Origin of the sequence: Paenibacillus xylaniclasticus (assembly GCF_004001065.1) — a bacterium.
In the GTDB taxonomy this organism is placed as follows: domain Bacteria; phylum Bacillota; class Bacilli; order Paenibacillales; family Paenibacillaceae; genus Paenibacillus_T; species Paenibacillus_T xylaniclasticus.
The window spans coordinates 84,985-110,631 of sequence record NZ_BIML01000002.1 but is presented as its reverse complement, the minus strand read 5'-3'; the positions used below and the strand labels follow the sequence as shown (position 1 = coordinate 110,631).

The 25,647-nt window shown below is 51.6% G+C and carries 24 protein-coding genes; 16 read left to right on the top strand and 8 right to left on the bottom strand.

Translation table 11 applies throughout. The features are described 5' to 3' along the window. Nucleotides 1-4 precede the first annotated feature (4 nt). The 15 genes from panD (at nucleotide 5) to PXY01_RS02195 (ending at nucleotide 15,744) form a co-directional block, all read left to right on the top strand. Nucleotides 5-388 (top strand): aspartate 1-decarboxylase, encoded by a 384-nt coding sequence (gene panD / locus PXY01_RS02265; protein WP_127566865.1) that lies wholly within the window; start codon nucleotides 5-7, stop codon nucleotides 386-388. Between the two features lie 173 nt (nucleotides 389-561). Beyond that, nucleotides 562-1,353, top strand: coding sequence for a hypothetical protein (locus PXY01_RS02260; protein ID WP_127566863.1), 792 nt, complete (start codon nucleotides 562-564; stop codon nucleotides 1,351-1,353). A gap of 18 nt (nucleotides 1,354-1,371) precedes the next feature. Continuing rightward, on the top strand, nucleotides 1,372-4,248 hold the full coding sequence (dinG, locus tag PXY01_RS02255) for an ATP-dependent DNA helicase DinG (protein ID WP_127566861.1): 2,877 nt from the start codon (nucleotides 1,372-1,374) through the stop codon (nucleotides 4,246-4,248). Then, nucleotides 4,245-4,889, top strand: a complete 645-nt coding sequence (locus PXY01_RS02250; RefSeq protein ID WP_127566859.1) for a redox-sensing transcriptional repressor Rex — start codon at nucleotides 4,245-4,247, stop codon at nucleotides 4,887-4,889. The genes dinG and PXY01_RS02250 overlap by 4 nt, the downstream gene beginning before the upstream one ends. Further along, the gene (locus PXY01_RS02245; protein WP_127566857.1) at nucleotides 4,882-6,174 is read left to right on the top strand and encodes an amidohydrolase; all 1,293 of its coding nucleotides are present in this window, start codon (nucleotides 4,882-4,884) and stop codon (nucleotides 6,172-6,174) included. Before PXY01_RS02250 ends, PXY01_RS02245 begins: the two co-directional genes overlap by 8 nt. A gap of 36 nt (nucleotides 6,175-6,210) precedes the next feature. Beyond that, nucleotides 6,211-6,714, top strand: a complete 504-nt coding sequence (locus tag PXY01_RS02240; RefSeq protein ID WP_127566855.1) for a cell wall elongation regulator TseB-like domain-containing protein — start codon at nucleotides 6,211-6,213, stop codon at nucleotides 6,712-6,714. Nucleotides 6,715-7,045: 331 nt separating this feature from the next. Continuing rightward, entirely contained in the window at nucleotides 7,046-7,591 is a 546-nt protein-coding gene (locus PXY01_RS02235) for a hypothetical protein (RefSeq protein WP_127566853.1), read from the top strand. Then, entirely contained in the window at nucleotides 7,575-9,092 is a 1,518-nt protein-coding gene (locus PXY01_RS02230) for an AAA family ATPase (RefSeq protein ID WP_127567350.1), read from the top strand. Before PXY01_RS02235 ends, PXY01_RS02230 begins: the two co-directional genes overlap by 17 nt. A gap of 119 nt (nucleotides 9,093-9,211) precedes the next feature. Then, complete coding sequence (locus tag PXY01_RS02225; protein ID WP_127566851.1) at nucleotides 9,212-10,084, top strand: 3-hydroxyacyl-CoA dehydrogenase family protein; 873 nt, start codon at nucleotides 9,212-9,214, stop codon at nucleotides 10,082-10,084. Then, on the top strand, nucleotides 10,081-11,319 hold the full coding sequence (locus PXY01_RS02220) for an acetate/propionate family kinase (RefSeq protein WP_127566849.1): 1,239 nt from the start codon (nucleotides 10,081-10,083) through the stop codon (nucleotides 11,317-11,319). The genes PXY01_RS02225 and PXY01_RS02220 overlap by 4 nt, the downstream gene beginning before the upstream one ends. Nucleotides 11,320-11,397: 78 nt before the next feature. Beyond that, the gene (gene asnS / locus PXY01_RS02215; protein WP_127566847.1) at nucleotides 11,398-12,699 is read left to right on the top strand and encodes an asparagine--tRNA ligase; all 1,302 of its coding nucleotides are present in this window, start codon (nucleotides 11,398-11,400) and stop codon (nucleotides 12,697-12,699) included. Nucleotides 12,700-12,738: 39 nt separating this feature from the next. Beyond that, a complete protein-coding gene (locus tag PXY01_RS02210) occupies nucleotides 12,739-13,464 on the top strand; it encodes a DnaD domain-containing protein (protein ID WP_127566845.1) in 726 nt (241 codons plus the stop codon). A 359-nt stretch (nucleotides 13,465-13,823) separates the two neighbouring features. Next, a complete protein-coding gene (gene fur, locus PXY01_RS02205) occupies nucleotides 13,824-14,300 on the top strand; it encodes a ferric iron uptake transcriptional regulator (RefSeq protein ID WP_127566843.1) in 477 nt (158 codons plus the stop codon). Between the two features lie 87 nt (nucleotides 14,301-14,387). Beyond that, complete coding sequence (locus tag PXY01_RS02200; protein WP_127566841.1) at nucleotides 14,388-14,966, top strand: NUDIX hydrolase; 579 nt, start codon at nucleotides 14,388-14,390, stop codon at nucleotides 14,964-14,966. 16 nt (nucleotides 14,967-14,982) lie between these two features. Then, nucleotides 14,983-15,744 (top strand): GNAT family N-acetyltransferase, encoded by a 762-nt coding sequence (locus PXY01_RS02195; RefSeq protein WP_246027770.1) that lies wholly within the window; start codon nucleotides 14,983-14,985, stop codon nucleotides 15,742-15,744. Between the two features lie 22 nt (nucleotides 15,745-15,766). Here the strand turns inward: PXY01_RS02195 and PXY01_RS02190 are convergent, their stop codons facing one another. Beyond that, nucleotides 15,767-16,831: a MerR family transcriptional regulator gene (locus PXY01_RS02190; RefSeq protein WP_127566837.1), complete on the bottom strand. Its 1,065-nt coding sequence runs from the start codon at nucleotides 16,829-16,831 to the stop codon at nucleotides 15,767-15,769. A gap of 319 nt (nucleotides 16,832-17,150) precedes the next feature. Here PXY01_RS02190 and PXY01_RS02185 point away from each other — a divergent pair, with 319 nt between their 5' ends. Then, complete coding sequence (locus PXY01_RS02185; RefSeq protein WP_127566835.1) at nucleotides 17,151-17,951, top strand: alpha/beta hydrolase family protein; 801 nt, start codon at nucleotides 17,151-17,153, stop codon at nucleotides 17,949-17,951. Between the two features lie 77 nt (nucleotides 17,952-18,028). Here the strand turns inward: PXY01_RS02185 and mtnB are convergent, their stop codons facing one another. The 7 genes from mtnB to PXY01_RS02150 form a co-directional block, all read right to left on the bottom strand. Further along, nucleotides 18,029-18,673, bottom strand: a complete 645-nt coding sequence (gene mtnB, locus PXY01_RS02180; protein ID WP_127566833.1) for a methylthioribulose 1-phosphate dehydratase — start codon at nucleotides 18,671-18,673, stop codon at nucleotides 18,029-18,031. Continuing rightward, nucleotides 18,670-19,350, bottom strand: coding sequence for a 2-hydroxy-3-keto-5-methylthiopentenyl-1-phosphate phosphatase (locus PXY01_RS02175; protein ID WP_127566831.1), 681 nt, complete (start codon nucleotides 19,348-19,350; stop codon nucleotides 18,670-18,672). Before PXY01_RS02175 ends, mtnB begins: the two co-directional genes overlap by 4 nt. Continuing rightward, complete coding sequence (locus PXY01_RS02170) at nucleotides 19,347-20,579, bottom strand: 2,3-diketo-5-methylthiopentyl-1-phosphate enolase (protein ID WP_127566829.1); 1,233 nt, start codon at nucleotides 20,577-20,579, stop codon at nucleotides 19,347-19,349. Before PXY01_RS02170 ends, PXY01_RS02175 begins: the two co-directional genes overlap by 4 nt. Further along, a complete protein-coding gene (gene proC / locus PXY01_RS02165) occupies nucleotides 20,576-21,448 on the bottom strand; it encodes a pyrroline-5-carboxylate reductase (protein WP_127566827.1) in 873 nt (290 codons plus the stop codon). Before proC ends, PXY01_RS02170 begins: the two co-directional genes overlap by 4 nt. A gap of 47 nt (nucleotides 21,449-21,495) precedes the next feature. Continuing rightward, nucleotides 21,496-22,761, bottom strand: a complete 1,266-nt coding sequence (locus PXY01_RS02160; RefSeq protein WP_127566825.1) for a glutamate-5-semialdehyde dehydrogenase — start codon at nucleotides 22,759-22,761, stop codon at nucleotides 21,496-21,498. Nucleotides 22,762-22,774: 13 nt separating this feature from the next. Next, nucleotides 22,775-23,881, bottom strand: coding sequence for a glutamate 5-kinase (gene proB, locus PXY01_RS02155; RefSeq protein ID WP_127566823.1), 1,107 nt, complete (start codon nucleotides 23,879-23,881; stop codon nucleotides 22,775-22,777). Between the two features lie 463 nt (nucleotides 23,882-24,344). Then, nucleotides 24,345-25,541 carry a pyridoxal phosphate-dependent aminotransferase gene (locus tag PXY01_RS02150; RefSeq protein ID WP_127566821.1) on the bottom strand — a complete coding sequence of 399 codons (1,197 nt, stop codon included), beginning with the start codon at nucleotides 25,539-25,541 and terminating at the stop codon, nucleotides 24,345-24,347. Nucleotides 25,542-25,647: the final 106 nt, after the last annotated feature.

Below are 25,647 nucleotides of genomic sequence, written 5' to 3'. Positions count from 1 at the left end.
TTTAATGTTGAGAACGATGATGAAATCCAAGCTGCATCGCGCGACCGTGACGGAAGCTAATCTTCACTATGTAGGAAGCATTACGATCGATGAGGATTTGATGGATGCAGCTGACATGTGGGAGAACGAAAAAGTACAAATCGTTAATAACAATAACGGCGCGCGACTGGAGACCTATATTATTAAAGGCCCCCGTGGCAGCGGCGTCATATGTCTCAATGGCGCTGCAGCACGTCTTGTTCAACCTGGCGATCAGGTCATCATCATTACGTATGCTTCGATGACGGAAGAGGAAGCGCGCAGCTATAAGCCGACGATTGTCATCGTGGATGAGAATAATCGCCCGCTTAATTCGCTTACAGAAGAAATTCATTCTGTTATCCTGTAATTCTCAGTAATACACAGCCTAGATGCCAGTGCTGTATAACGGCTGGGTAGCGGTATGAAATCGGCCCTTGCTACAAAGAATGAGGTTACTCCGGTCAGTCTAATCGTCATCATAAATCAAGCTTTAAGACCGGCATCGTTCTACTCATTCTTACGTAAAGGCGGGTGCCGAATATGTTTGCGCATCTGTTCGCGGCGATGAACGACAAGTTGGACGAGATTAAGCGCCTTTATCCAAGAGCAGTCGGGGAACGGAAGGAGCATCTTAACAAGCAGCTTGATGTTTTGAAGGCGATGAGCGATTCCATCGTTGAGCATTGGCTTCAGTTCGAGGAGAGGCTGGCTGATTTCTACTCAGACTTGAAAGCCGCTAATGCCGGAGTCGACTCCGCCGCGCCGGTTCCGCTCGCTGTGCCTATGCCGAAGACAAGCTCGGTGCAGTACAAAGCGGGCAGCAGTGAATCCGTTCAAGCGGAGCAGACGGCTCAATCTGCACCTCTCCCGAACGGTGGTACAGCCTCGAAGCCTGTTGACGGAGGAATCAGCTATAGCTTCAGCGACGACATCGCTTTACTCATTTCAAGAGGTCAAGGATACTTCAAGCTCCATATGTTTGGACATGCAGCGGTTGAGCTCGGCAAAGCGATCGACCTGTCGCCCGATTGCCAGCTTGCCCGGTTGTTTATGGCGATGACGCTGATGCATATGCAGCAGTGGGACGAGGCAGAGAAGCATTTCCAAATCTTAATCTCGCTTACCGAGCATGCCAAATGGCGGGCAATCGGTTATAATGCTCTCGGGTGCATTCAAGCGGTTAACATGAATTTGGAGCTTGCGGAGCAGTATTTTTTGAAGGCGCATCACGCTGATCCGAGCTTTACCGATTCTATGATGAACTTGAAATGCTGCAAGGAAAGGAATGGGCAGCTGTCGCTTCGGTTCGGAAGCGCAGAGCTGATCCGTTAGGAGAGGACCGAAAGCCGGATGAAATTTGCAATACTCGATTTGGAAACGACCGGCCATCAGGCTGATGACGATATTATACAGATCGGTATCGTCGTATTGAACGAGGAGCTGAACGTAACGGAGACGTTCAGCTCCTTCGTGCGGCCAGGAAAGCCGATACCGCCCTTCATTACGCAGTTAACGGGTATTACGGACGAGATGGTCGCGGACGCGCCGACAATTGAACATATTTTGCCAGACGCTATCCGGCTTCTGGATGAAGCCGTTCTAGTAGCGCATAACGTCGGATTCGATGCTCACTTTTTGAATCGGTCGCTTGACCGGTGCGGCTACAGTCCATTCACGGGTCGAAAGCTGGATACAGTCGATATGCTGCGGATGTTATATCCAACGCTTTCTTCGTATCAGCTTAGCGCTGTATCGGAAGCGTTCGGCATTGAACATGAACGCAAGCATCAAGCAGACAGCGATGCGGAGGCGACAGCGCTATTGTTCGCGAGTTGTGTGCACAAGCTGAGGGATCTGCCGCTTCTAAGTCTTCAGCGCCTTGGCGAGCTGTTCAACGGATATGATGATTTGAGCTGGTTTATTCAGCTTGTGCTTCAGCGCAAAGAGCTTGAAACGTCGCTCGATATGAATCATCATGTTTATTTTAATCAACTTGCAATGAAAGCAGGAGACTGGTCAGATGCTCAGCCAGCTCGATCCGATGGAGGAGACGAGATGCTGGCGAATATGACATTTGATCAATACATGGATGAAGTAAGAGAACGGTTCCGCCGATTGATGCCGGATTATGAGGAGCGGGAAGCTCAGTCCATTATGTTCGAGGAAGTGCATGAAGCACTTGATCATGAACGTCATTTGCTGATCGAAGCAGGTACTGGAACGGGCAAATCGCTCGGGTATTTACTTCCTTCGTTATATTATGGTGCGAAGCAGCAAAAAAAAATCGTCGTCAGCACGCATACGATTAATCTTCAGGAGCAGCTCCGCCAGCGTGATCTTCCGCTTCTGCACGAGGTATCCCCGTTTCCGTTCCGTGCGGCGATCTTCAAAGGCAGGGGCAACTACATCTGTCTTCGCAAGTTCGATACGAAGGTACGGATGCGGGAATACGTATCGCCGAATGAAGACTTAATGACGGCTGCACAAATGATAATTTGGCTTGGCGAGACGGAAACCGGCGATCAGGAGGAGCTTAATTTCGGCAACAAGGGAGCCGAGTTCTGGGAAACGGTCGCCAGCGACGCCGATTCGTGCTTGAATCGAGCGTGTCCATGGTTCCGGCGCTGCTTCTACCATCGGGCTAAGCATGAAGCCAATATTGCAGATATCGTCATTACGAACCATTCGCTTGTATTCACTGATATCCAAGCCGAGCATCGTCTTCTGCCAAGCTATGAGCAGCTGGTAGTCGATGAGGCTCATCATCTGGAGGAGGTTGCGGGCAAGCATCTCGGCTTGCAGTTATCATATTTCTCCTTCGTTCATCCTTACAGCCGTCTCGTGAAGGATAGTCGAGGCGGAGGTCTGCTTAGCCAACTGATAGCGCTGCTGCACGGTGAATCAGAAGCCAGCGTTCCGGCTTGGATCGAGACACTGGACGAGCTTAGTAAGACAATTACGGCTATACGTGAGGATTGGGATAAGCTGTTTGAGCTTATGTATGCACTAATGAGTGCTCAGTCAGGTGGTCAAGCACAGCAGACCGAGACGGGTCAGTCGGTATTTCGGATTCGGCCCCAAGAGCATCCGAATGGCTGGCAGGCGATATCCGATACGGAGAATAATGTGTTCGCCGATTTGAACAAAGCGGTACGAACGCTTGAGAAGACACTGACAGATATGAAGGAGAAGCTTGAGGATACGTCGATCGTCAACCTTGTCACCGACTTGAATGGATCGGTTAAAGATCTTGCCCGCGTTCGCGACGACTTACGTGAATTCGTTCGCGCGAACAACTTCAATACGGTATACTGGATAGAGGCAACGACGCAATTCAAAGCGAAGTCAATTCATCTGTATGCTGTGCCGGCCGACGTGAGCGAACAGCTGCGGATGTATCTGTTCGAGCCGAAGAAGAGCGTCATATTAACGTCCGCGACACTGTCAGTTCAGAAGACGTTCCAATACGCTTGCGAACAGCTTGGACTTGAAGGTATGGAGCAGGAGGGAAGACTAAAAACAGTTCAGCTGCCTTCACCTTTTAACTACAGAGAGCAGGCGCTCGTTATTATTCCGCGCAACTTTCCTCAGTTAAAAGGAGCAGGAGGTGATCCTCATTTCATCAAGCTGCTGGTGAGATCGTTAACCGATTCTGCGATCGAGCTGGGGGGAAGAATGCTTGTGCTGTTCACCTCTTATCGGATGCTGCGGCAGGTCTACGATCCGCTGAAGGAAGCGCTGGAGCAGCATCAAATTCAAGTGCTCGGGCAAGGAATCGACAGCAGTAACCGCAGTAAGCTAACGCGACGATTCCAGCAGCAATCTGCATCAGTGCTGCTTGGTACGAGCAGCTTTTGGGAAGGTGTCGACATTCCAGGCGATGCCCTGACTTGTCTGGCGATCATCCGTTTGCCATTTCAGCCTCCGAACCATCCGCTGGTTGAAGCGAAGTCGGAGCTGCTGCTTGCACAGAAGCAGAACCCTTTCATGAAGCTGTCGATTCCACAAGCGGTTATCCGATTCAAGCAAGGCTTCGGCCGGCTGGTCCGCTCGAGGAAGGATAGAGGAATCGTACTTATTTATGATACTCGTGTGTTGGAAACGTATTATGGCAAATATTTTTTGTACTCGCTTCCCGGTCCCAAGATCGAGCATATGCATCTGGAACAAATCGTGCCTCGAATGCGGGAGTGGCTGGCGGTTGAGCAGGAAGGAGCGCAGCAATGAAGCAATTGAAAATATCGGAAGCGGTCGTAAGACGGCTTCCGGTCTATTTGCAAGTGCTAAGCGAGCTGAGCGTACGGGAGGTACAGACCGTATCCTCGCAGGAGCTCGGCCGCAAGCTCGACTTGAATCCGGCACAAATTCGTAAAGATTTAGCTTATTTCGGAGAATTTGGACGCAAAGGAATAGGCTACGATGTTAATTATTTGATTGAGAAGATTAGACAAATCTTGAACCTTGATACGACCCACTATGCGGCTTTAATCGGTGCCGGTAATCTTGGACATGCGCTATGTAACTATAACACTTATCTGCGGGATAATGTTCAGATCACTGCCGTATTCGACGCTAACCCGGCAAAGATCGGCACCAGTATTAACGGATTGATCGTGCAGCCGATGAGTAAGCTTAGAGAGACAATCATTAATCAACATATTCAAATCGGCATTATTACGGTGCCGGCGTCAGAAGCGCAGAACGTAGCAGATGAGCTGGTATCTGCCGGCGTAGATGGCATTCTTAATTTTGCTCCAGCGATCCTTAAGGTGCCGGAATCTGTAAGAATTCATCATGCGAACTTTACGACGGAGCTGCTAAGCCTGGCTTATTATATTGAGAAGGAAAGGTTGGAGCGCGATGAGTGAATGGTTAATTAAAAATGGCTTGTTCGTGACGATGAACGATGCTGAGCCCATCGTTCGTGGTTATTTGCACGTGAAAGGCGACACGATTGTATACATAGGCGAACAAGAGCCGCAAGTATCGGAAGGAACGGAAATTGTTGATGGCAACGGACTTGTCTTTATGCCAGGTCTAGTAAATACGCACGGTCATACACCAATGACGCTGCTTCGTGGATTTGCGGACGATATGGTGCTGCAAACGTGGCTTCAGGACAAAATCTGGCCGCTGGAAGCGAAATTCGACGATGAGTCTGCTAAGTGGGGATCGTCGCTTGCTCAGCTTGAAATGCTGAAAACCGGAACGACGTCGTTCGTCGATATGTATGATCGGATGGACATTGTTGCGAGCGTCGTTGAGCAATCTGGCCTTCGCGGCTGCTTAACGCGTGGTGTAATCGGCTTCGGCTCGCCTGAGGAAGTGAATGCGAAGTTCGATGAAGCGGTGAACTTCGCACGCGACTGGAACGGTAAAGCTAATGGACGGATTACGACGATGCTGTCGCCGCATGCTCCATATACATGTCCTCCGGAACTGATCGAACGATTCGTTCAAGCTTCGCATGACTTGAACGTTCCGATGCATACGCATATGTCCGAGACAGCTGCAGAGGTCGAGCAGAACGTGCGAGATTACGGAACACGCCCGGTGGAGCACCTCGATAAGCTCGGTATGTTCGCACGTCCGACGCTCCTAGCACATGCTGTTCATTTGAATGATGAAGAGATCGCTCTACTCGCCGAACGCGGTGTTAGCGTATCTCATAACGTAGCTAGCAATCTGAAACTGGCGAGCGGTATCGCAAGGGTGCCGGATCTGCTTCGAGCAGGCGTAACGGTATCCCTCGGTACAGATGGCGCTGCCAGCAACAACAATTTATGTACGTTCGATGAGATCCGTCTAGCAGGTCTAATTCATAAAGGTGTCTCCGGAGATCCAACGGCCGTTCCTGCTATTGAGGCGCTGAAGCTGGGTACGCTGTACGGCGCCCGCGCAATCTGGCAGGAGAAATCTTACGGTAGCCTTGAGGCTGGTAAAAAAGCCGACATCATTGCTCTCGATTTGAACAAACCTCATTATTTCCCGCTGACGGATGTTGTCTCACATCTGGTCTATTCTGGTTCGGGAAGCGACGTTCTTCATGTGTGGATCGACGGCAAGCAGGTTGTTCGCAAGGGCGAATGCTTGACACTGGATGAGGAGCGCATTCGCCGCGAAGCGCAGGCGGCCTTCGAGAGGCTGCTGTAAGACATGCGTGCAACTCGTAAAAAAAAGGCGCCCTATATGACGCCGAGGAGATGGACGGCTTTATCGCTCGTTCTGCTCCTGGCCATCATTGCTGGGATCAATATCTGGTATCAGTCTATATTTAAAGATACTTGGTCCGAGGAGAAGCAAGCCAAGAACCGGGCGATTGAAGCTGCATCTCTCACTGAGATTGACCGTTTGTCTAAATTTGTATGGGACGAAACGGCTTGGGTCGTTGAGGGTACAAGAGAAGATGGTGAGCAGGTATTCGTATGGCTGCGAGAAAGTGTAACAGACACCGTATATGCCTCACGATCGGTGAGCAAGGATCAGATTCGCCTGACGATGGAGTCGAAAAAACCGGATGCTCGGATCGAGCATATTCGCCCGGGCATTGCGGGTGGCGAGCATATATGGGAAGTCTATTACTCTCGTATTGAAGGCGGCCAGCGCAAATATATGTACGATTTCTACAGCTTTGAGAACGGAACCTTAATCGACACCTTTAAGCTCCCCGCCAAACGTTTAGCGGAGCAATAAGCACGATCCAATACGCCGTCAGGCTTGCCGCCTGGCGGCGTTTCCTTTTATTACACAGACGAATCGTATATCAATTGTGATATACTCTTCATGTAGCAAATGAGAGATGCATATTGATAGATCTATTGATAGATAATGATGAATGCAAAGCTGTCGCAAAGGAAAGCGGAGAGTCAAAGCATACAGTATGGTGGTTGGCAGGCTTGTAAGGTTTGCGCTCGTAGCGTAAACGTGTAGGCGCAACGATCCGGCTGTATGCTTTATGTCACGAAGCACATCTCTTTGCGACGCTTTTTACTTTTATAGCACAATACGAGGAGGTTTGCGAACGATGCGAGTGCGTATTGTACCTGCTGTCTTATCGGTTGCCGTTACAGGCGGTCTTCTCTTCGGAGGCTGGTTCGCCTATGATCATATGGCCGTGAAGGAGCCGCTATCGAAGGCTGTGAGCGGATTACAGGGTGTCGTGGATTCAGAATCAAACGTAGAGAACGGTACTGTTTATGTTTCGCTGAAGCTGGCCGAGAATGCTGACCTTCGCTCCGTGTACAAGCAGCTGACGAAGGATGGGCAGTCTGTCTTGAAAGGACGCAAGCTTCAATTAATCGTATCCGGTAATACGGAAAGCGCAGAGCTGGATAAGCTGTGGTCGTCCGTACTGTTCGACGTGGCGGAAGCGATGGAGACGAAAGCTTACTCCGATATTCCTGAAGCCCTTAATGAACTTACGGTGAAGCATGCCGGAATGACGGCATCGACGGAAATGGATGAAACGAACGTATATGTAACCCTGCGAAAAGGGGAAGCCGTCAAATACATCATATTGCCGCGTACACCGGCAACGCTGGAGGTGTGGAATGATGCTGCGCAACTATAAGCTGGAGATCGGAATCGGCGCTGCTTGCGCGTTCGTAATTTTTCTATTGTATAGAGGAGTAAATTTACTTCCACTGGCCGTTATCGGCGGTATTGCCGCTGGTCTTGTATATGCGGCCAGGCTGAAAGGGCAAGGACCGCTCGCTGCCTCCAAAGGGGTAACCGCTAAGAAGCAGAAGGTTTCTGAGCCGCTGTCATTTGACCAGATCGGCGGCCAGGAGCGGGCGAAGAAGGAGCTTATTGAAGCGCTTGATTTTCTTGTGAAGAAGGATGAAATCGCACGTCTTGGCATTCGTCCAATGAAAGGCATCTTGTTAACAGGCCCTCCGGGTACAGGTAAAACGCTGCTTGCAAAAGCGGCAGCACATTATACTGATTCGGTATTCTTAGCAGCATCGGGCAGTGAATTCGTTGAGATGTATGTCGGTGTCGGCGCAAGCCGTATTCGTGATTTGTTTAATGAAGCACGTCGAAAGGCGGTTAAAGCAGGCAAACAGGCTGCAGTTATCTTTATTGACGAGATTGATGTCATTGGCGGCAAACGAGACGGCGGTCAACAGCGCGAGTACGACCAGACGCTTAACCAGCTGCTTACGGAGATGGACGGCATTCATACGTCTGAGACGCCGCGTATACTGCTTATGGCGGCGACTAACCGGAAAGAGATGCTTGATCCAGCGCTGCTGCGTCCGGGCCGTTTTGACCGTCATATCGGCGTCGAGCTGCCGGACGTGAAGGGACGGCTGCATATTTTGCACATTCATGCAAAGAATAAGCCGCTCGAATCGGAGGAGCTGCTTGACCGCGCTGCTGCAGAAACATTCGGCTTCTCTGGCGCTCAGTTGGAAAGTGTGATGAATGAAGCGGCCATCTATGCGATGCGCGATCATTCGGAAATGATTGGTCGCTCACATTTAACCGCTGCGATTGATAAAGTGATGATGGGCGAGAAGACGGATAGGGAGACCACGGAGGAAGAACGGATTCGGGTCGCAAGACATGAGCTGGGCCACGCGATTATGGCAGAGCTTGTGGCACCGGGCAGCGTCGCGAATGTTACGCTGTCGCCGCGTGGTCAAGCGCTCGGCTATGTTCGTCATCAGCCACAGCGCGAGCGTTATTTGTATACGAAAGCTTATATGGAAGGCCAAATCCAAATCGCGCTCGGCGGCGCTGCAGCAGAAGAAATTTTTTATGGTAGCCGCAGCACCGGATCACGAGGCGACTTTGAACAGGCGATTAATATGGTGCGGACGATGGCGGAAAGCGGCTTGACTGAGCTTGGCATTATCGATCCGGGCATGCTGACGCCGGAGAAGCTGTCGGGTATCGCTTCCGGTATGCTGGAAAAGCTGCTAAATGATACGAAGGAGCAGCTGCAAGCTCAGCTTCACGTCTTCGAATACGCGCTGGACATCCTTGTCCGCGAGGAAACGGTAGACGGCAGTAAGTTCCGTGCTTTAATCTGCGAAGCAAAAGCTCCAACTGCGAATGCGATGTAATTATTGACAAAAAGAAGTCAGACCATGTGTCCGACTTCTTATTTTGTTTAATTAACGTTATAATAAATACGTTTACATTCATATTTAATTCAGCATCGGGTGGAGCGGAGGAGAGCCAATTGACGGTAAGAAAAGCAGGCGTAATCGGCATTGGAACTATGGGGCAAGGTATTGCAGAAATGTTGGCCTATAAAGGGCTTGACGTATACGTGGTGGAGCAATCAGCGGAAAAGCTCGAAGCAGGGCTTGTCCAGATTGGTCTCAGCCTAGATAAACAGATTGAGAAATGGGCGATGACCCAGGCGGAGAAGAAGCTGGTGCTGAACCGCATTCATCCACTGGAGCGAATTGAGCAGGTGGCAGATTGTGACATTGTCATCGAGACGATATCCGAAGATTTAGAGGCGAAGAAAGAAATATTCGAGCGGCTTGACCAAATCTTCGACGAGCACGTCATTCTGGCAAGCAATACGTCGACACTTAGCTTGACCGAGCTTGCAAGCGTTACACAGCATCCAGAAAGAGTTATCGGCACTCATTTTGTATACCCGGTTTCCAAAATCGATCTCGTAGAAATTGTCCGCGGCTTGAAGACGTCAGACGATACATTCGAGCGGACGAAGCATTTTATCGAAGAAGTGACGAATAAGAAGGGCGTCATGGTGTTCGAATCTCCAGGCTTCGTCACCACGCGTCTTATTTGCTTGTTCATTAATGAGGCTCTTCACGTACTGGAGGAAGGGGTTGCCTCCGCAGACGATATCGACAGCGCGATGCGTATTGGCTACTCATTCCAGCATGGACCGTTTGAGATGGCGGATCGGTTCGGTCTTGATTCGGTGTTGGCTGCGTTAGAGCGGATGTTCCGCGAATACGGAGAATTGAAATATCGTCCTTCCATCGTACTCAAAAAAATGGTTCGAGCAGGACATCTTGGTGTTAAGACTGGCGTAGGCTTCTTCCAATACGATAAGGACGGCGATCGGATATGAAAGTATTAGTTATTAATGCGGGGAGCTCCTCACTTAAGTATCAATTGTATGACATGACGAATGAGAAGGTGCTTGCTAACGGACGAGTGGAGCGCATCGGCATGGATTCCTCAATCGTAACGCATGAGAAGGTCGGGAAGACGGAGGTTCGCAGCGTAAGCGAAATTTTGGAGCATACGATGGCTGTTCGGCGTGTCCTTGACATGCTTGTCAATCCGAAGACCGGGGTCATCGAATCGATCAGCGAAATCGATGCAGTTGGCCACCGCGTCGTACACGGCGGCGAAGCGTTCAAGCAATCCGTACTGGTCACACCTGAGGTGAAGCTCGAAATCCGTAAGCTGTTCGACCTTGCTCCGCTGCATAATCCGGCTCATATGATGGGCATTACAGCTGTCGAGGCGAATTTGCCGGACGTGCCGCAAGTTCTTGTATTCGATACAGCGTTCCATCAGACGATGCCGCGCGAGGCTTATTTGTACGCCATTCCGATGGTGTTGTACCGCCGCCACAAAGTTCGCCGCTACGGCTTTCATGGTACCTCGCATGCTTATGTGAGCGAGCAAGCGGCTGCTTTCTTGAAGCAGCCGCTCGAGACGCTCAAAATGGTATCGTGCCATATTGGCAACGGTGCAAGCTGCACGGCCATTAAGGATGGCCAATCGATCGATACAAGCATGGGGATGACACCGCTAGAAGGCTTAATGATGGGAACGAGAAGCGGTGATCTCGATCCGGCTGTCGTGCCGTTCGTTATGAATAAAGAGGATTTGAGCGTCAGTGAAGTAAACTCAATGCTAAATAAGCACAGTGGGCTGCAGGCGATCAGTGGTTTGTCGAGCGATATGCGTGAGATAACTGAAGCGATGAGCGAAGGGGATAAGAACGCGAAGCTTGCTTTTGACATGTACGCCTATCGGGTACGAAAATATATCGGTGCTTATGCAGCCGCGATGAACGGTATCGATACACTCGTCTTTACGGCAGGCGTAGGCGAGAATTCGTCTGTGCTCCGCAAAGCAGTATGTGACGGATTAACGTTCCTTGGAATTGAGCTAGATGAGGCGCGCAATAACGAACGCCGCAAGGACACGCGGATCATATCTGCGGATTCGTCCCGTGTGAAAGTGCTTGTCGTACCGACGAACGAGGAGCTGCTCATTGCACGCGATACTTACTCTATTGTTAAACAACAGCAGAAACGGCAGGCTTCAACATCGCAGTCTGAATCATAAACATCCGCTTTTACGATAATTATAGGTGTAGATTTAAACGAGCACGACGATTATCTTTCAAGGAGAGAGGGTGGCTGCATGCAAACGAGCAAACTGACAACCATTCGCGAGCTGTCTGGTAAAGTCGGTGAAACGGTTGTCATCGGATGCTGGTTGCAGGGCAAACGGTCCAGCGGCAAAATCCAATTTCTAAAGCTCCGGGACGGCTCGGGCTTTATTCAAGGTGTCATCGCGAAGAACGAGGTTGAGGAGGAAGCTTGGGAAGCGGCCAAACAGCTGACGCAGGAAAGCTCGTTATATGTGACGGGCATTGTGCGTGAGGAGCCGCGCAGTCCGTCTGGTTACGAGCTGACGGTTACCGGCGTGGATATCATTCAGCTTACGGAAGAGTATCCAATAACGCCGAAGGAGCACGGCATCGACTTCCTGATGGATCGTCGGCATCTGTGGCTTCGGTCGCCGAAGCAGCGTGCGATTCTTGTCATCAGGGCGCAGATTATTCGTGCAATCCAGAAGTTTTTTGATGATCGAGGCTTTACACTTGTCGATCCACCGATTCTGACACCTTCATCCTGTGAAGGAACGACGAATTTGTTCCATACCAAATATTTCGATGAGGATGCTTATCTCACGCAGAGTGGACAGCTGTACATGGAAGCGGCGGCAATGGCGCTTGGGAAAGTGTACTCGTTCGGACCGACATTCCGTGCGGAGAAGTCGAAGACTCGCCGGCATCTCATTGAATTCTGGATGATTGAGCCGGAGATGGCGTTCGTCGACCACGAACAGAATTTGGAAGTGCAGGAGCAGTTCATTACGTACGTCGTTCAGTCGGTAGTCGCCAACTGCAAGGCGGAGCTTGAGACAATTGGCCGCGATATTTCGAAGCTGGAGCAGGTGCAGGCTCCATTCCCGCGCATAACGTATGACGAAGCGATTGAGCTGCTTCATAAGGAAGGCTTCGACCTGCCGTGGGGTGAAGACTTTGGTGCTCCGCATGAGACGGCTATAGCCGAGAAGTTCGATCGACCGGTATTTATTACGCATTATCCGGCATCGTTCAAAGCGTTCTATATGAAGCCGGACCCTTCACGGCCCGAGGTTGTGCTATGTGCTGATTTAATTGCACCAGAAGGCTATGGCGAAATTATTGGCGGCTCCCAGCGGATCGACGACCCAGAGCTGATGGCACAGCGATTCAAGGAGCATGAGCTGCCAGAAGAAGCTTATGCTTGGTATATGGATCTTCGCCGTTACGGCACGGTGCCGCATTCAGGCTTCGGACTTGGTCTTGAACGAACAGTCGCATGGATATGCGGTTTGGAGCACGTAAGGGAAACGATTGCTTTTCCTCGTACGCTGTATCGGCTCTATCCTTAATCGATCAAGAGGTTATTCGCTGCTTGGGAGGGACATCGGTTGAAGGACGAAATATGGAAGGCGTATGCGCGCGGCTTAGCGGATGCAATGAGCGGCGGAGGGGTATTCATCCCCTCCGCGCTTCTGCGTACGTATCGCGCATTAGGAGTGGAAGAGAGCGAAATGATGCTGCTTGTCCATCTGATGGCGTTTCGGGAGTCGGAGGGTAACGAGTTTCCGACTCCGGAGCAGCTGGCTGACCGGATGGGCAAGCCGATTAATGCGGTTGTACAATCGATTCGTAAGCTGATGAAGGAAGGGCTGCTGACGATCGAGGAAGATTTGGACCCGGTATCTGGCGTCCGATTCGAGCGGTACGATTGGACAAGCTGGCTTATTCGCTCTGGCCAGCATGCAGCGGCGATGAAGCGCGAGGGGAAGACGCTTTCCGATTCTTCGGCGGTTAAACCAGCGTCGGGGGCTACAAGTACGGTGAAGGCCGAAGGCGAGAGCGCTGCGCAAGGGGCCGATAATTTATTTACTGTGTTCGAGCAGGAATTCGGCAGGCCGTTGTCACCGATGGAATGTGAGACGATTGCAGCTTGGCTCGATCAAGATAAGTATTCGGACGAAATTATTCGTTTCGCGTTGAAGGAAGCGGTATTTGCGGGCAAGCTGCATTTTCGTTATATTGACCGCATCCTGCTGGAATGGAGCCGTAACCGCGTTACGAACGCCGAGGAAGCGCGTGCTCATGCACAGAAGTTTCGCGGTGGACGAAGTTAAGGGATAGATGAAGGGGTTGTCCAGAAAGTCAGTGAGATCTGACTGACCCGGACAGCCCCTTTCTTCAACTAAAGAGCTGCTTAGTGCATAATGGCCTCAAGTCTTCCGCAAATGGCCAAATCATTGCAATGGATACATCAATTTGGATTCGTTACGATCGACGGTCTTAGGAAAAGAGCCGTAGTGTGAATCGTTCCACAGACCTAATTACAAATGAAGGTTTGCATCATGTTCTCATTTGTATTACGATTAGTTTATAATGATTATAAAAGTAAGCCTTTTCATGGACTGTTAGGGATTGACGAGATGAGGCGTAAAGCTGATCGACGGCACTGTCGTTCGCGAAGGGGGTAAGCACAATGCAACAAGTAGAAGCAGAAATCGAGAAAATTAATCGACAGATGGCGGCCAGAGGCTATAAGCTGACCGTTCAGCGCGCCGTCACACTGCGCGTGCTGCTAGAGAACGAGCAGGATCATATGAGTGCCGAAGAAGTGTTTATGCTAGTGAAGGCGAAATATCCGGAGATCGGCCTTGCGACGGTATACCGGACGCTGGAGTTATTAACGGAGCTGCATATTGTCGAGAAGATGAATTTCGGTGACGGTGTTGCTCGGTTCGACCTGCGCAGCGAGGACCAGAAGCATATGCATCATCACTTAATTTGCCATACGTGCGGAGCGCTCAAAGAGATTAAAGATGACTGGCTGTTGGAGCTGGAAGAGAGATTGATGCGCGAATATGGATTCCGAGTGACGGATCATCGACTTGATTTCACCGGTCACTTCAAAACGTGTAACAATAAGGAATGTAAACGTCAGCGCAAAGTAGTCTGACGGGTAGATGTCTATCTCATAGAACGGCCTTTCCATTAATGGAAGGGCTGTTTCCGTTTGAAGCTGCAGAAGGAGTTGTCAAGAACTGTGCTGAACTATAATATTTGTTTTATTCGACAAGGAGATCAGATTCTGCTTCTTAACCGCGACAAGCCATACTGGATGGGCTGCTGGAACGGAATTGGCGGCAAGCTGGAGGCTGGAGAGACCCCAAGACAATCTATGATTCGAGAAATTGGTGAAGAGGCGGGTATTCCTACGTCAGCTTATCGGCTTCGGTTCGCCGGGCTGATGACTTGGTCAACGTTAGCTGTAGATTTCGGAGGCATGTATACCTATGTAGCTGAACTGGATGACGATTATAAGCTCGAGACCCCGATTCGAATGGATGAAGGCATTTTGGATTGGAAAAGTGTCGAATGGATTATGCATCCGGGCAATCAAGGCATAGCGACGAACCTTCCATTGGCGCTGCCCGATCTGCTTGCCTTGAGACGGTGTATTGACTTATACACGGTCTATGAAGGCGATATGCAGGTGGAATGGGCTATTCACGCAATTGACCCAATAATTGAGACGGATGAGCTGCTAAGAACAAGTTATTTGGAGCAGCGGTGCAGGCAGATAGCGACAAAATGGAATTATGATATGGACGTTATCCAATAGAGAGGGGCAGTTAGAAGTGAATAACCCTTTCATTCGAAAGCTGGAGCAGCTGCAGCTAAACCAATGGCCATCGTTGCAAACGATCTATCGTGACGGTTGGGTGCTGAGATTCGCGGACGGTTATTCGAAGCGAGCTAACTCGGTTGTTCCTTTGTTCTCTTACTCGACAGAGAGCCCTCTTCATGAGGCGATTGACGATTGTGAATCGATCTATAACAGCTGGGGTCTGCGGCCTACATTTAAAATAACTCCAATTGCTGAGCCGAGTGGGTTAGATGACGAGCTGGAACAACGGGGATATGCACTCATCGATCGATGCAGCGTCCAAACGTTATCGTTGACGGGCGATTTAAGAAAACCGCAGCTGCAGCAGGTCGAGATTTTGGCTCAAGTGACGGAAGCTTGGCTGGATCATTACTGCCGGCTCTCGCATGCTGCTAGCCATCAGAAGAATACAATGTACAGGATGCTGCAAAACATCCGCACTAAAGCGGGCTTTGTTTTGCTATATCACGCGGATCAAGTCGTTGCTTGCGGATTTGGTGTAATCGAGCAGCAGTATTTTGGTCTATGGGATATCGTTACCGACCCGAAATTTCGTCAGCGGGGTTTCGGTGAACAGTTGGTTGTCCATCTATTGAATTGGGGACGGGATAACGGGGCGACAGACAGCTATCTCGTTGTCGTTGCGAATAATACGTCTGCCCGGAAGCTGTATGCGAAGCTTGGATTTAAGCACGTCTATGAACACTGGTATCGGGTGAAGGAGAACCTTTAAAAGCCGCCAACTGATCGGACAGCTACGGTTTGACGGCAGATAGAAGAATGACAGCTTCTGATAGCTGTTCCATCACGACCTCATAGCCTTGCCCGGTTAACCAGGAAGTGACCGCAGCATCATCAATTTCGAACAAGTGGGCGGAATCATCGGAGTCTTGTGCGATAGTGTCAATTTCAGTATCCTCAAGTGTATGTTGCTGTATTGAAGGGTTGACATGCTCGACCGTTAGACCGGTCAGGACGAATCTTCCGCCGGGAAGCAGTACCCGGTCTATCTCCGCAAGTGCAGCGAGCTGCTGCGCGGATTCCAAATAATGAAACGCAAATGTACAGCCTATGAAGTGAAAGGCGGCAGAAGTTAAAGGCAGCGCTAGCATATTTCCTTGTTTGGCGTTAGCATACGGGAATCGCTCCCGATAGACAGCCAGCATATTGGCCGACTGCTCTACAGCAGTCATTCGTGCACCGGTGTTCATTAATATGGCGGTCAAATTACCGGTTCCGGCAGCAAGATCCAGTCCATGTTCCTCCTCGCGTGGGTCAAGCCACTCGACTGCACGCTTTAAAGCTTGAATATATTCGGCACGCTTTAGTCGGCGGCTCCAGTGGATAAGCGGTGCGTCAACGGCATAAGCTGCGGCTAAGCCGTCAAATTGCCAGCGATCCTGCCAAGCCTCTCGCAGCTTCCGAAGGCTGCTCAGCTTCGCGGCAGCATTCTCAAGCGGCTGAAGCTCCGGTGCTCCATGCTGCAAATGTGTGACAGCCGTATCGAGCGCTTCGAGCGCATGAGTAGCGGAACGCCATTCTGCGAACAGCTGTGCTCTAGCTTCATCAAGCTTGGCCAGCAGAGAGGTGGAGGAGCCTTCTTGTCTGGAGGTGGATTCCAGCACCTCTGCGATCGAAGCAAGCGGCAATCCGAGCTCGCGGAGCGTAACGATCCATCGGAGTCTTTCGATATCGTCCTCTGTATAGAGACGATATCCGTTCACTTCGTCTTTGTGGGGATGAACAAGACCTTTCTCCTCGTAGAATCGGACGGCCCTCGGCGTTACGCCGAGTCTGCGAGCCACTTCCTGTACCTTCATAGATTTCTCTCCTTCTTGTTCCAATCACTTTGTAATTATTATGAACCTTGACGCAGCGGAAAGGTCAAGTAGATTTTATTTACGAGCTTGACAGATTCCAGATTCAATGTTATTTTGATTTTATTATTCCAATTAAACTTATATGAATTATTGTTATTGATCTGGTTTAGGCGAATGAATGGAGATTTCAATCATAAGATCCGCTAGATAACGATGCTGACTGTTGCAATCAGAGGCGCCGCTTTCTTTTCTCTCGTGGGGAAGGATGGCAGCCCTCTTTTTTTTTCAAGCAAGGGATATATAGAAGGGAGAGGAACGAATGAGTGCATCAACGATCATATCGGCTGAATTTACGCTAGAACTGAAGGATGGATTGAAGGTGGAGGGAAGAGTGACGACCCTTCAGGACGGAGCCCCAAAGCCGATCGTTATTCTGAATCACGGATTTAGGGGACATCGGGATTGGGCTTTCTGGCCGGAGGCTGCTCATAAGCTGGCAGACAGCGGCTTCTATACGGTGAGCTATAACTTCTCGCGTCTTACGGCTATCCGAGATGGTGTTGATGAGCGGCAAGTGGCGAATGCTACGACTTTAACGCAGGAGCAGAACGATCTGTCAGCTGTCGTACAGGCAGCGGCAAATAAACAGCTTCCGTTTAACGAGCAATCGAATGCCGAGTTGATCGGGTTAGTCGGTCACAGCCGAGCAGGAGGCAGTGTCCTGATCTATGCCTCTGAGCATACCAGCACCGTAAAAGCTGTTGTTGTCTGGAATGGAGGAGTCGGACCTGCTCCTGCGGCTGCGAAGGCAGAGGAGGAGCGATCGCTATTGGATTCCGTTCTGGATGAAGATTTAAGGAACAATACTAGCCGATTTAATCTTAAGGATATCGTTCCTTCCTTGACTACGCCTGTATTGTTCATTCAAGGTGATCAAGACCGCGAATCGCTTGTAGCACAGTTTCATTCCTATCAGCAGTCAGCGCCAGATCATCATTATGTGCTGATTGCCGGCAGCGATCATACGATTAATTCGGCCGAGCCATACGAAGGAGCAGCACCGGCATTTCATGAAGCTCTGCAGCATACGATCGACTTTTTGCGCGTGCAATTAAGTTAAATAGAATCTGCTCAAGAAAAGAAAGCACGGCTTTGCGTTCATCCGCAATGCCGTGCTTCTTTATGGCTGTTATGAGGCTATTTCTTTAACAATTCCAAACGGTAGACATATTCGAAAATAAACTCGAACGCTTCCAGATGGCGCTTCGCTTCGAATGCGTTCGCCCCCCAAGCGTAGATCCCGTGCTTACGCAAAATAATGCCTGGAACGCCTTGCGTAAGCTTAGATGTTACTTCAGGTACGATGCGTGGGATGTCGGCATAGTTCGGCACAATCGGGATATCGATATGCGCTTCTTCCTCCCAATTGCCTAAGCCTTTAATGAGCTCTACGCCGTCTACCGGCACTGAGCCGCGCTCCCAAAAATATTCGCTGATGACATTGTTGAACACCGTGTGCACATGAAAAATAGCTCCGGCGCCCGTCAGCCGATAGATTTCACAGTGAATGAGCGTCTCAGCAGATGGCTTCAGCTTCGTGGGCTCGCTTGGCTTGCCATTCTGATCCACGAATAGGAAATCCTCTGGCGTATTGACCGTTTTATCTTTGCCGCTTGCTGTAATCGCAAAGTGGAAGGAGGACGGATCAAATTCACCGACCCGTACGGACAGATTACCGCTCGTACCTGGGAACCAGTTACGCGCTGCGAACAGCTCCTTCGTGCTGCGCAGCTCGGACAGCGCCCGCTGCTTCTCCTCCGTTGTCAGTTGTTCGAATTTCATTGTGCCGTCGTCCTTTCTGTCTTCAAATAGCGGATAATATCATGAAATGTCTCGAACTCGACATGAGGCAGACCGAGCTCTTGGCATTTTGTTGTAAGCTGAGCGCGCGAGAAGACGAGATCGGCTTGCTTAGCACCTTCGAAGTCGGTGACGCTGTCGCCGATCAGCAGCCGCTCGTAAGCTGCTGCCGGGAACCGGCGCATAATCGTCGTCTTGCACATGCCGCAGTCATTATGGCAATGCTCGTCGCACGGATTCGGCCACGTAATCTTGATCCGTTCGCCGCTGAAATCACTGCCATTGCAATAAATATGATCGGTTGGGATGCCGAACCGTTCCAATACAGGGTAGACGAAGAAGTCGATACCGCCGCTTGTGACGTAAAACTCAATATCCTGCTCCTTGCAATATGTGAGCAGCTCGGCAAATCCTTCACGAATACGGACGTTGTTCACGCCGTAATCGACAACCTCCGCTTGCATTGAAGTCGGGAGCAGCGCGAACATCCGTCCGACGCCTTCACGCACCGAGATTCGCTGCGCCAATACGTCCTGCACGATCGGTTCCCAACCGGGCGGGTCAAAATGTTTAATAATCGCGACAATGTTGTCGTTTACTGTGATCGTGCCGTCGAAGTCGCAAAAAATGACCCGTTTCCGTTCGTTTGCGCCGTTCATGCTTCTTTAACCCCCCAAGCCTCAATGGCTGCTTTGAGTGCTTCGCGTCCTGGCTGCTCAGCGGCCTCCCGCAGCGATTGACCCGCAAGCGTCGCATCGATAGCCTGACGAAACGCTTGTCCGCCTGCTTCGGTGCCGAGCGGGTGGCCGTGGACACCGCCGCCCGCGTTCACGACGACATCGGTGCCGAAGTCGCGGACAATGAGCGGAACAAGTCCCGGATGAATGCCTGCGGATGGAACCGGAAAGCTCGTCCGCAGCGAATTCGACGAATCGAGCAGTACATCCCGTACAGCCATATTCTCTTCCTTCGGCATAACTACCGAGCCATATGGGGAAGGGAAGAGGACGAGATCTGCGCCGGCAAGACGCATCAGCTTGCCGAGCAGCACGGGCGCTGCAATGCCGTAATACGACGATTGATAGAATGCGCCTGCCATTGCCGGATGCGCCGCAATCGGCACGTTAATATCCGGATCGGCACTCAGCTCATGCAGCGCATCGTAGCCGTAGGACAGCACGTTGAACAGCAGCGCATTCGCGCCTGCATGGATCGCTTTAAGTGCATTCTCTCGCAGCTTGGATGTCGAGCCGGTCAGATTGACCGCGTAAAGCAGCTCCTGACCAGTCGCTTCTTTCGCTTTGCGGGCTGCACGCATACACGTTTCGACCCGTTTCTCCAGCGGAGTGAGCGGATTCTCGAACAAAATTTCGTCGTCCTTGATCAGATCGACGCCGCCAAGCGCTTGACGGTAAAATTGCTCTTCCAGACCGCTTAGATCGTGACCAATTACGGATTTGAAGATGCTCATCAGCAAAGGACGATGATGTACGCCGACGAGCTCGCGAACACCTTGAAGACCAAACTTCGGACCTGGGAATGCGGATTGGAATTCAGGCGATACGTCAATGTCGATCAGCTTCACCCGTCCATCCATCGAGAGCTTGCCGAATATCGTTACGAGCAGGGCAGGGATATCTCGGCTGAAATTGATGTCTGGATAAGCGATTTGAATGTCTGCATACCGCTTCCCTGGCTCTGCACCTTCCGGCTCGTGGGCTGTGACGGAGATGACCTTCCCGAGATGCTTCTCCATCTCCGCCTTTTTCGCTTCGGGCAGTTCCGTCCAGCTGCCGACTGTTAGACCGACCGCAATGCCTTGTGCTTTTTTATTAAAATCAGCTTTATCATCGAATACGCGATAAGTCGCGAGGCAGTATCCGTTCATTTCAGCGCGCTCCTTTCGATATCGGCGCCGAGCTCGCCTGCTCGCTCCGCAGCGCGTGCTACCGCGCGCACGATGCCTTCCGAGAAGCTGTACGCATCTAGCGTCTCCAGCGCAGCTTGTGTCGTCCCGTTCGGCGATGTAACCTTGCGCCGCAGCTCAGCAGGCTTCTCGCCCGTCGTACGAACCATTTCGGCAGCGCCAAGCACTGTCTGAACGGTCAGCTCATGTGCCGCTTCAGACGTCAAGCCGAGCTTCTCGCCAGCTGCGATCATCGATTCCATCATGTAATAGATGTAAGCCGGACCGCTGCCGGATACGCCGGTTACAACGTCAAGCAGCGGCTCTTCGACGACAGCCGTCAAGCCGACCGCTTGAAACATCGTTTCGGACAACGCGCGCTGCTCCTCTGTAACAGAGGAGGAGTAGCTGATCCCCGTCGCACCTAGACCGATCGTGCTTGAAGTATTCGGCATTGTGCGGACGACAGCCATCGGACGGCCAAGCAGCTGCTCAATCGTCCGGATGGACAGCCCTGCAATAACGCTGATGATCAATTGGTTAGGGGTGAGGAGCGGCCGCAGCTGCTCAAGTGCACCTGCAGCATCCTTCGGCTTCATTGCGAGGAAGAGGATGTCCGCGTTGAGGATCATCTCTTGCTTCGCGTCATCGCTGCCTGCCGTTATGACGCCGTAGCGATCGTTCAGTTCATTAAGACGCTCCTTATTCTGGCGATTGAGCATGCCGATGTTAGAGCCAGTCGTCAGTCCTTGGCTGGTCAGGCCGCGAACGATTGCTTCCGCCATCGAGCCCGCACCGTAGAAGCAAAGCTTAAGTGTGCCAAGAGCGGCAGGGGATGAAGATGTATTCATAGCAGGAGCCTCCAGTCCGTATCTATTGTCTTTAAAATTGAGTAGGTTTAGCCGCGAATTTGACCATTGCCTTTGATTAAGTATTTGGTAGAGGTAAGGGCTGGCAGGCCCATTGGTCCGCGCGCGTGCAGCTTTTGCGTGCTGATGCCGATTTCGGCGCCGAAGCCGAATTCGAAGCCGTCTGTAAAGCGAGTCGATACGTTGTGGTAGACGGCAGCAGCATCGACCTCCTGCAGGAAGCGCTCGGCATTGTTCGTGTTCTCCGTCACGATACATTCGGAGTGCATCGTGCCGAATTTTGCAATATGGGCAAGCGCCTCGTTTAAGCTGTCCACGATCCGGATATTTAGAATATAGTCATTATACTCCGTTGCATAATCCTGCTCTGTTACAGGTCTCACATCCGCTAGCAGCTTGCATGTATTCTCGCAGCCGCGCAGCTCGACGCCGGCAGCTTTCATTTGTTCTGCAATATAAGGCAATCCTCGCTCCGCAATACCGCGATGAACGAGCAGCGTCTCCATTGAGTTGCATACAGAAGGGCGCTGTGCTTTGGCGTTGACGGCGATACTCGCTGCCATCTCGATATTGGCCGACTCATCTACGAACGTATGACAAATGCCTGCGCCTGTCTCGATTACGGGAACAGTTGCGTTCTTCACGACGTTCTGGATGAGCGATGCTCCGCCGCGCGGAATGACAACGTCGAGCAGTCCGTTCAGCTTCAGCATCTCGTCGACGGAGGAGCGGTTCGAATCCTCGATCAGTTGAAGCGCTTCAACTGGCATCGCTGTTGCTGCAATAGCTTGACGAAGCACCTCGACGATGCGACGGTTCGATTCGATCGCAGCCGAGCCGCCGCGCAGCACAACGGCGTTGCCTGTCTTCAAGCATAGGCCCGCTGCATCGACCGTTACATTCGGACGGGCTTCATAGATCATGCCGATGACGCCAAGCGGCACGCGCCGTTTCTCCACATGCATGCCGTTCGGACGTACGAACGATTCGAGTACGTCGCCGACTGGGTCAGGCAGTTCGACAATTTGGCGCAGACCTTCGGCGATTGCTTCGATGCGCTTGCCATTAAGCGCAAGACGGTCGAGCAGCGATTCACTTGTGCCGTTCTCACGTCCGCGCTGCAGATCGCGCGCGTTTGCGTCAATGATGGAGGCTTGCTCCGTAATTAGAGCATTGGCCATTGCGAGCAGCGCTTCGTTCTTCTGAGCGGTCGTCAGCCGGTTCATGCCGGCTGCGGCGCTTTTCGCTAGCGCTGCTTTCGCCCGTACTTCACTTACCGTGTTCACTTCACTCATTTCCATTCTCCTCCTATGCTTTAAGCGTTATCCATTCATCGCGGTGGATGACTTCGATGCGGTGCACATCAATGCGCTGCTTCACTTCATCCGAGTTCATCCCGGCAACCGCCTTCAGCTGCCATGCATCATAGTTGACGACGCCGCGTCCAATCGTGTCACCGTCCAGTCCAATAACCTCGACGACGTCCCCGGCATGGAAGTCGCCCTCGGATTGCCGGACACCGGCAGGCAGCAGACTGCTGCCGCTGTTGCGAAGCGCAAGCTCTGCGCCTTCGTCGACGATAATGCGGCCTAGCGGCATGGAGTGGAAGCCAAGCCATTGCTTCTTTACAGGCAAATTGCCGTTCGAAGTCTCGAAATAGGTGCCTTTGCCGACTCCGTCGACTGCCAGCTTCACATCACCCGGCTCGACGGCTCGGCCGACGAATGCCGGCACGCCGCCTCGCATCGCAATGCGTGCCGCCTCCAGCTTGGATCGCATGCCGCCTGTGCCGACGGAAGAGCCTGATCCGCCCGCTAGCTGCATGATTTCTTCTGACAGCTCCGTGACGCGCTCAATTCGCTTCGCATCTTGATGAAAGCGGGGATCGGCTGTATACAAGCCGTCAGTATCGGTCAGAATAATAAGCTGGCTCGCTTTGACGAGATTGGCTACGAGAGAGGAGAGCATATCGTTATCGCCGAACTTATTCAATTCTTCTGTTGCGACCGTGTCATTCTCGTTAATAATAGGGATCGCGCCCTGACGGAGAAGCTCCTCCATCGTCATCATCGCGGATTCGATTCGGCGGCGGTTCGAGAAATCGGCACGCGTGAGTAAGATTTGCGCAGCGATATGGCCGGTGCGGCCAAATGACTCTTGATAGGCCTGCATGAGCAGCGCCTGACCAACAGCGGCAGAAGCTTGCTTCTCATGCAGCAGCTTCGGTCTCGATGTGAAGCCGAGTACACGAAAGCCTGCGGCGACGGCACCGGAAGTGACGAGCACGACTTCATTACCGGCCTGCTTGAGAGCAGACAGCTCAGAAGCAAAAAAATCGAGCTTGCTCCGATTCAACCCGCCCTCGTCCGATGTCAGTGAGCTGCTGCCAATTTTGACTACAATACGATTATTCATGAATATCCCTTCCTACAAGAAGACAGATTGAATGTAAGCGAGTATGAATGCAAGTATGGTGCGAGCGGGAAACAAAGAAAAGACTTCCGTCCTCATCTAAAGGACGAAAGTCTGTGCTTCCGCGGTACCACCTTTGTTGACGGCATATCGCATCTCTTCACCCATATAAGGAGAAGGTCTGCGGGAGCCGTCCCGCTCATGCCTCATAACAGGAGGCGCTGTCCGGCGATTAGCCGGCCGTTCAGGGGTAGGATTCGGCAATCGGCCACGGTAAATTCTTACAGCCTATCGGAATTTACTCTCTGAGCGCGGCGCTATGATTCGCTTACTGGTCCCGTCATTACGCTTACGATTTTCGATTGTTCAATTAAAGACAGCATAGCATGATTGCTCCCCTCTGTAAAGAAACGCAAGAACCAAAAGGGCTGCTGTCAACCTTGCCGTCCTGCAGTGCATTAATAATCTAATGATGGAATAGACCGAGCGCGCCGATCCGACGCACCGCTTCACGAAGCCGTTCCTCCGAGGCAAGCAGACCAAGCCGCACATAACCTTCACCACTTTCTCCGAACCCTATGCCTGGAGCGACAACGACGTCCGCTTGTTCAAGCACTAGATCGGCGAATTCCGTGGAGGTATATGGCTTCGGCACCGGTAGCCAGCAGAAGAACGAGCCGCCTGGCTTTGACGCTTTCCAACCGATCGCATCAAGCTCCTCGAACAGCGCATTGCGACGGCTTTCATATACTGCACAGAGCTCTTCGACGCACTGTTGCGAGCCGGTCAGCGCCGTAGCTGCCGCTTCCTGGATGCCGCCGAACAGACTGCAGTAATAGTGGTCTTGAATGAGATTGATTAAGCCTACCACTTCACGATTGCCCAGTGCAAAGCCGACGCGCCAGCCTGCCATATTGTACGTCTTGGACAACGTATAGAATTCAACGCCGACTTCTTTGGCTCCTGGCGTCTGGAGGAAGCTGACCGGACGCTTACCGTCGAAGCCAAGTGCTCCGTATGCAAAATCACTTGCCACGACTATATTATGCTTGCGCGCGAATTCGACGGTTGCCTCATAGAAGGGCAGGTCAGCGACTGCTCCTGTCGGATTGTTGGGATAGTTTATAAACATCAGCTTTGCTTGGTTAGCTGTCTTCGCTGGAATGGCGGAATAATCCGGGAGAAATCGGTTGCTTTTAAGCAGCGGCATGAATGCCATCTCGGCTCCAGCAAGCTTTACGCCGGACCAATAATCGGGATAGCCAGGGTCCGGTACGAGACAAATATCGCCGGGATCGAGCATGCATTGCGCGATCTCGACTAAACCGGTCTTGCCGCCGAATAAGATGGCGACCTCTGTATCGGGATCAAGCTCGACGCCGTAATCCTGTGCATAGCGGGAGGCGACAGCCTCCTTCAGAAACTTGTATCCGCTGAAGGGCGGGTAACGGTGATAAAGCGGGTTATCTGCAGCATTTTTTAACGATTCTACAATATGTGCAGGCGTCGGGCGGTCAGGATTGCCCTGACCGAGATTAATGACGTCCCGGCCTTTGGCCATCTGGGCATTCGCCTTAGCGACAAGCGCCGCGAAAAATTGTTTAGGTAAGCCGTTCATCCGCTCAGCGGCACGAACGGCTACAGTAGGATGATTGCTTGCCATACGTTCGGTCACACTCCACCTATTCTGATCGACTTTATTTCCTTACTGTAGCATGATGTGGCAGCAGTGTCGAGCGGACCTGGGCTATAATAGACATGCAGAAGTA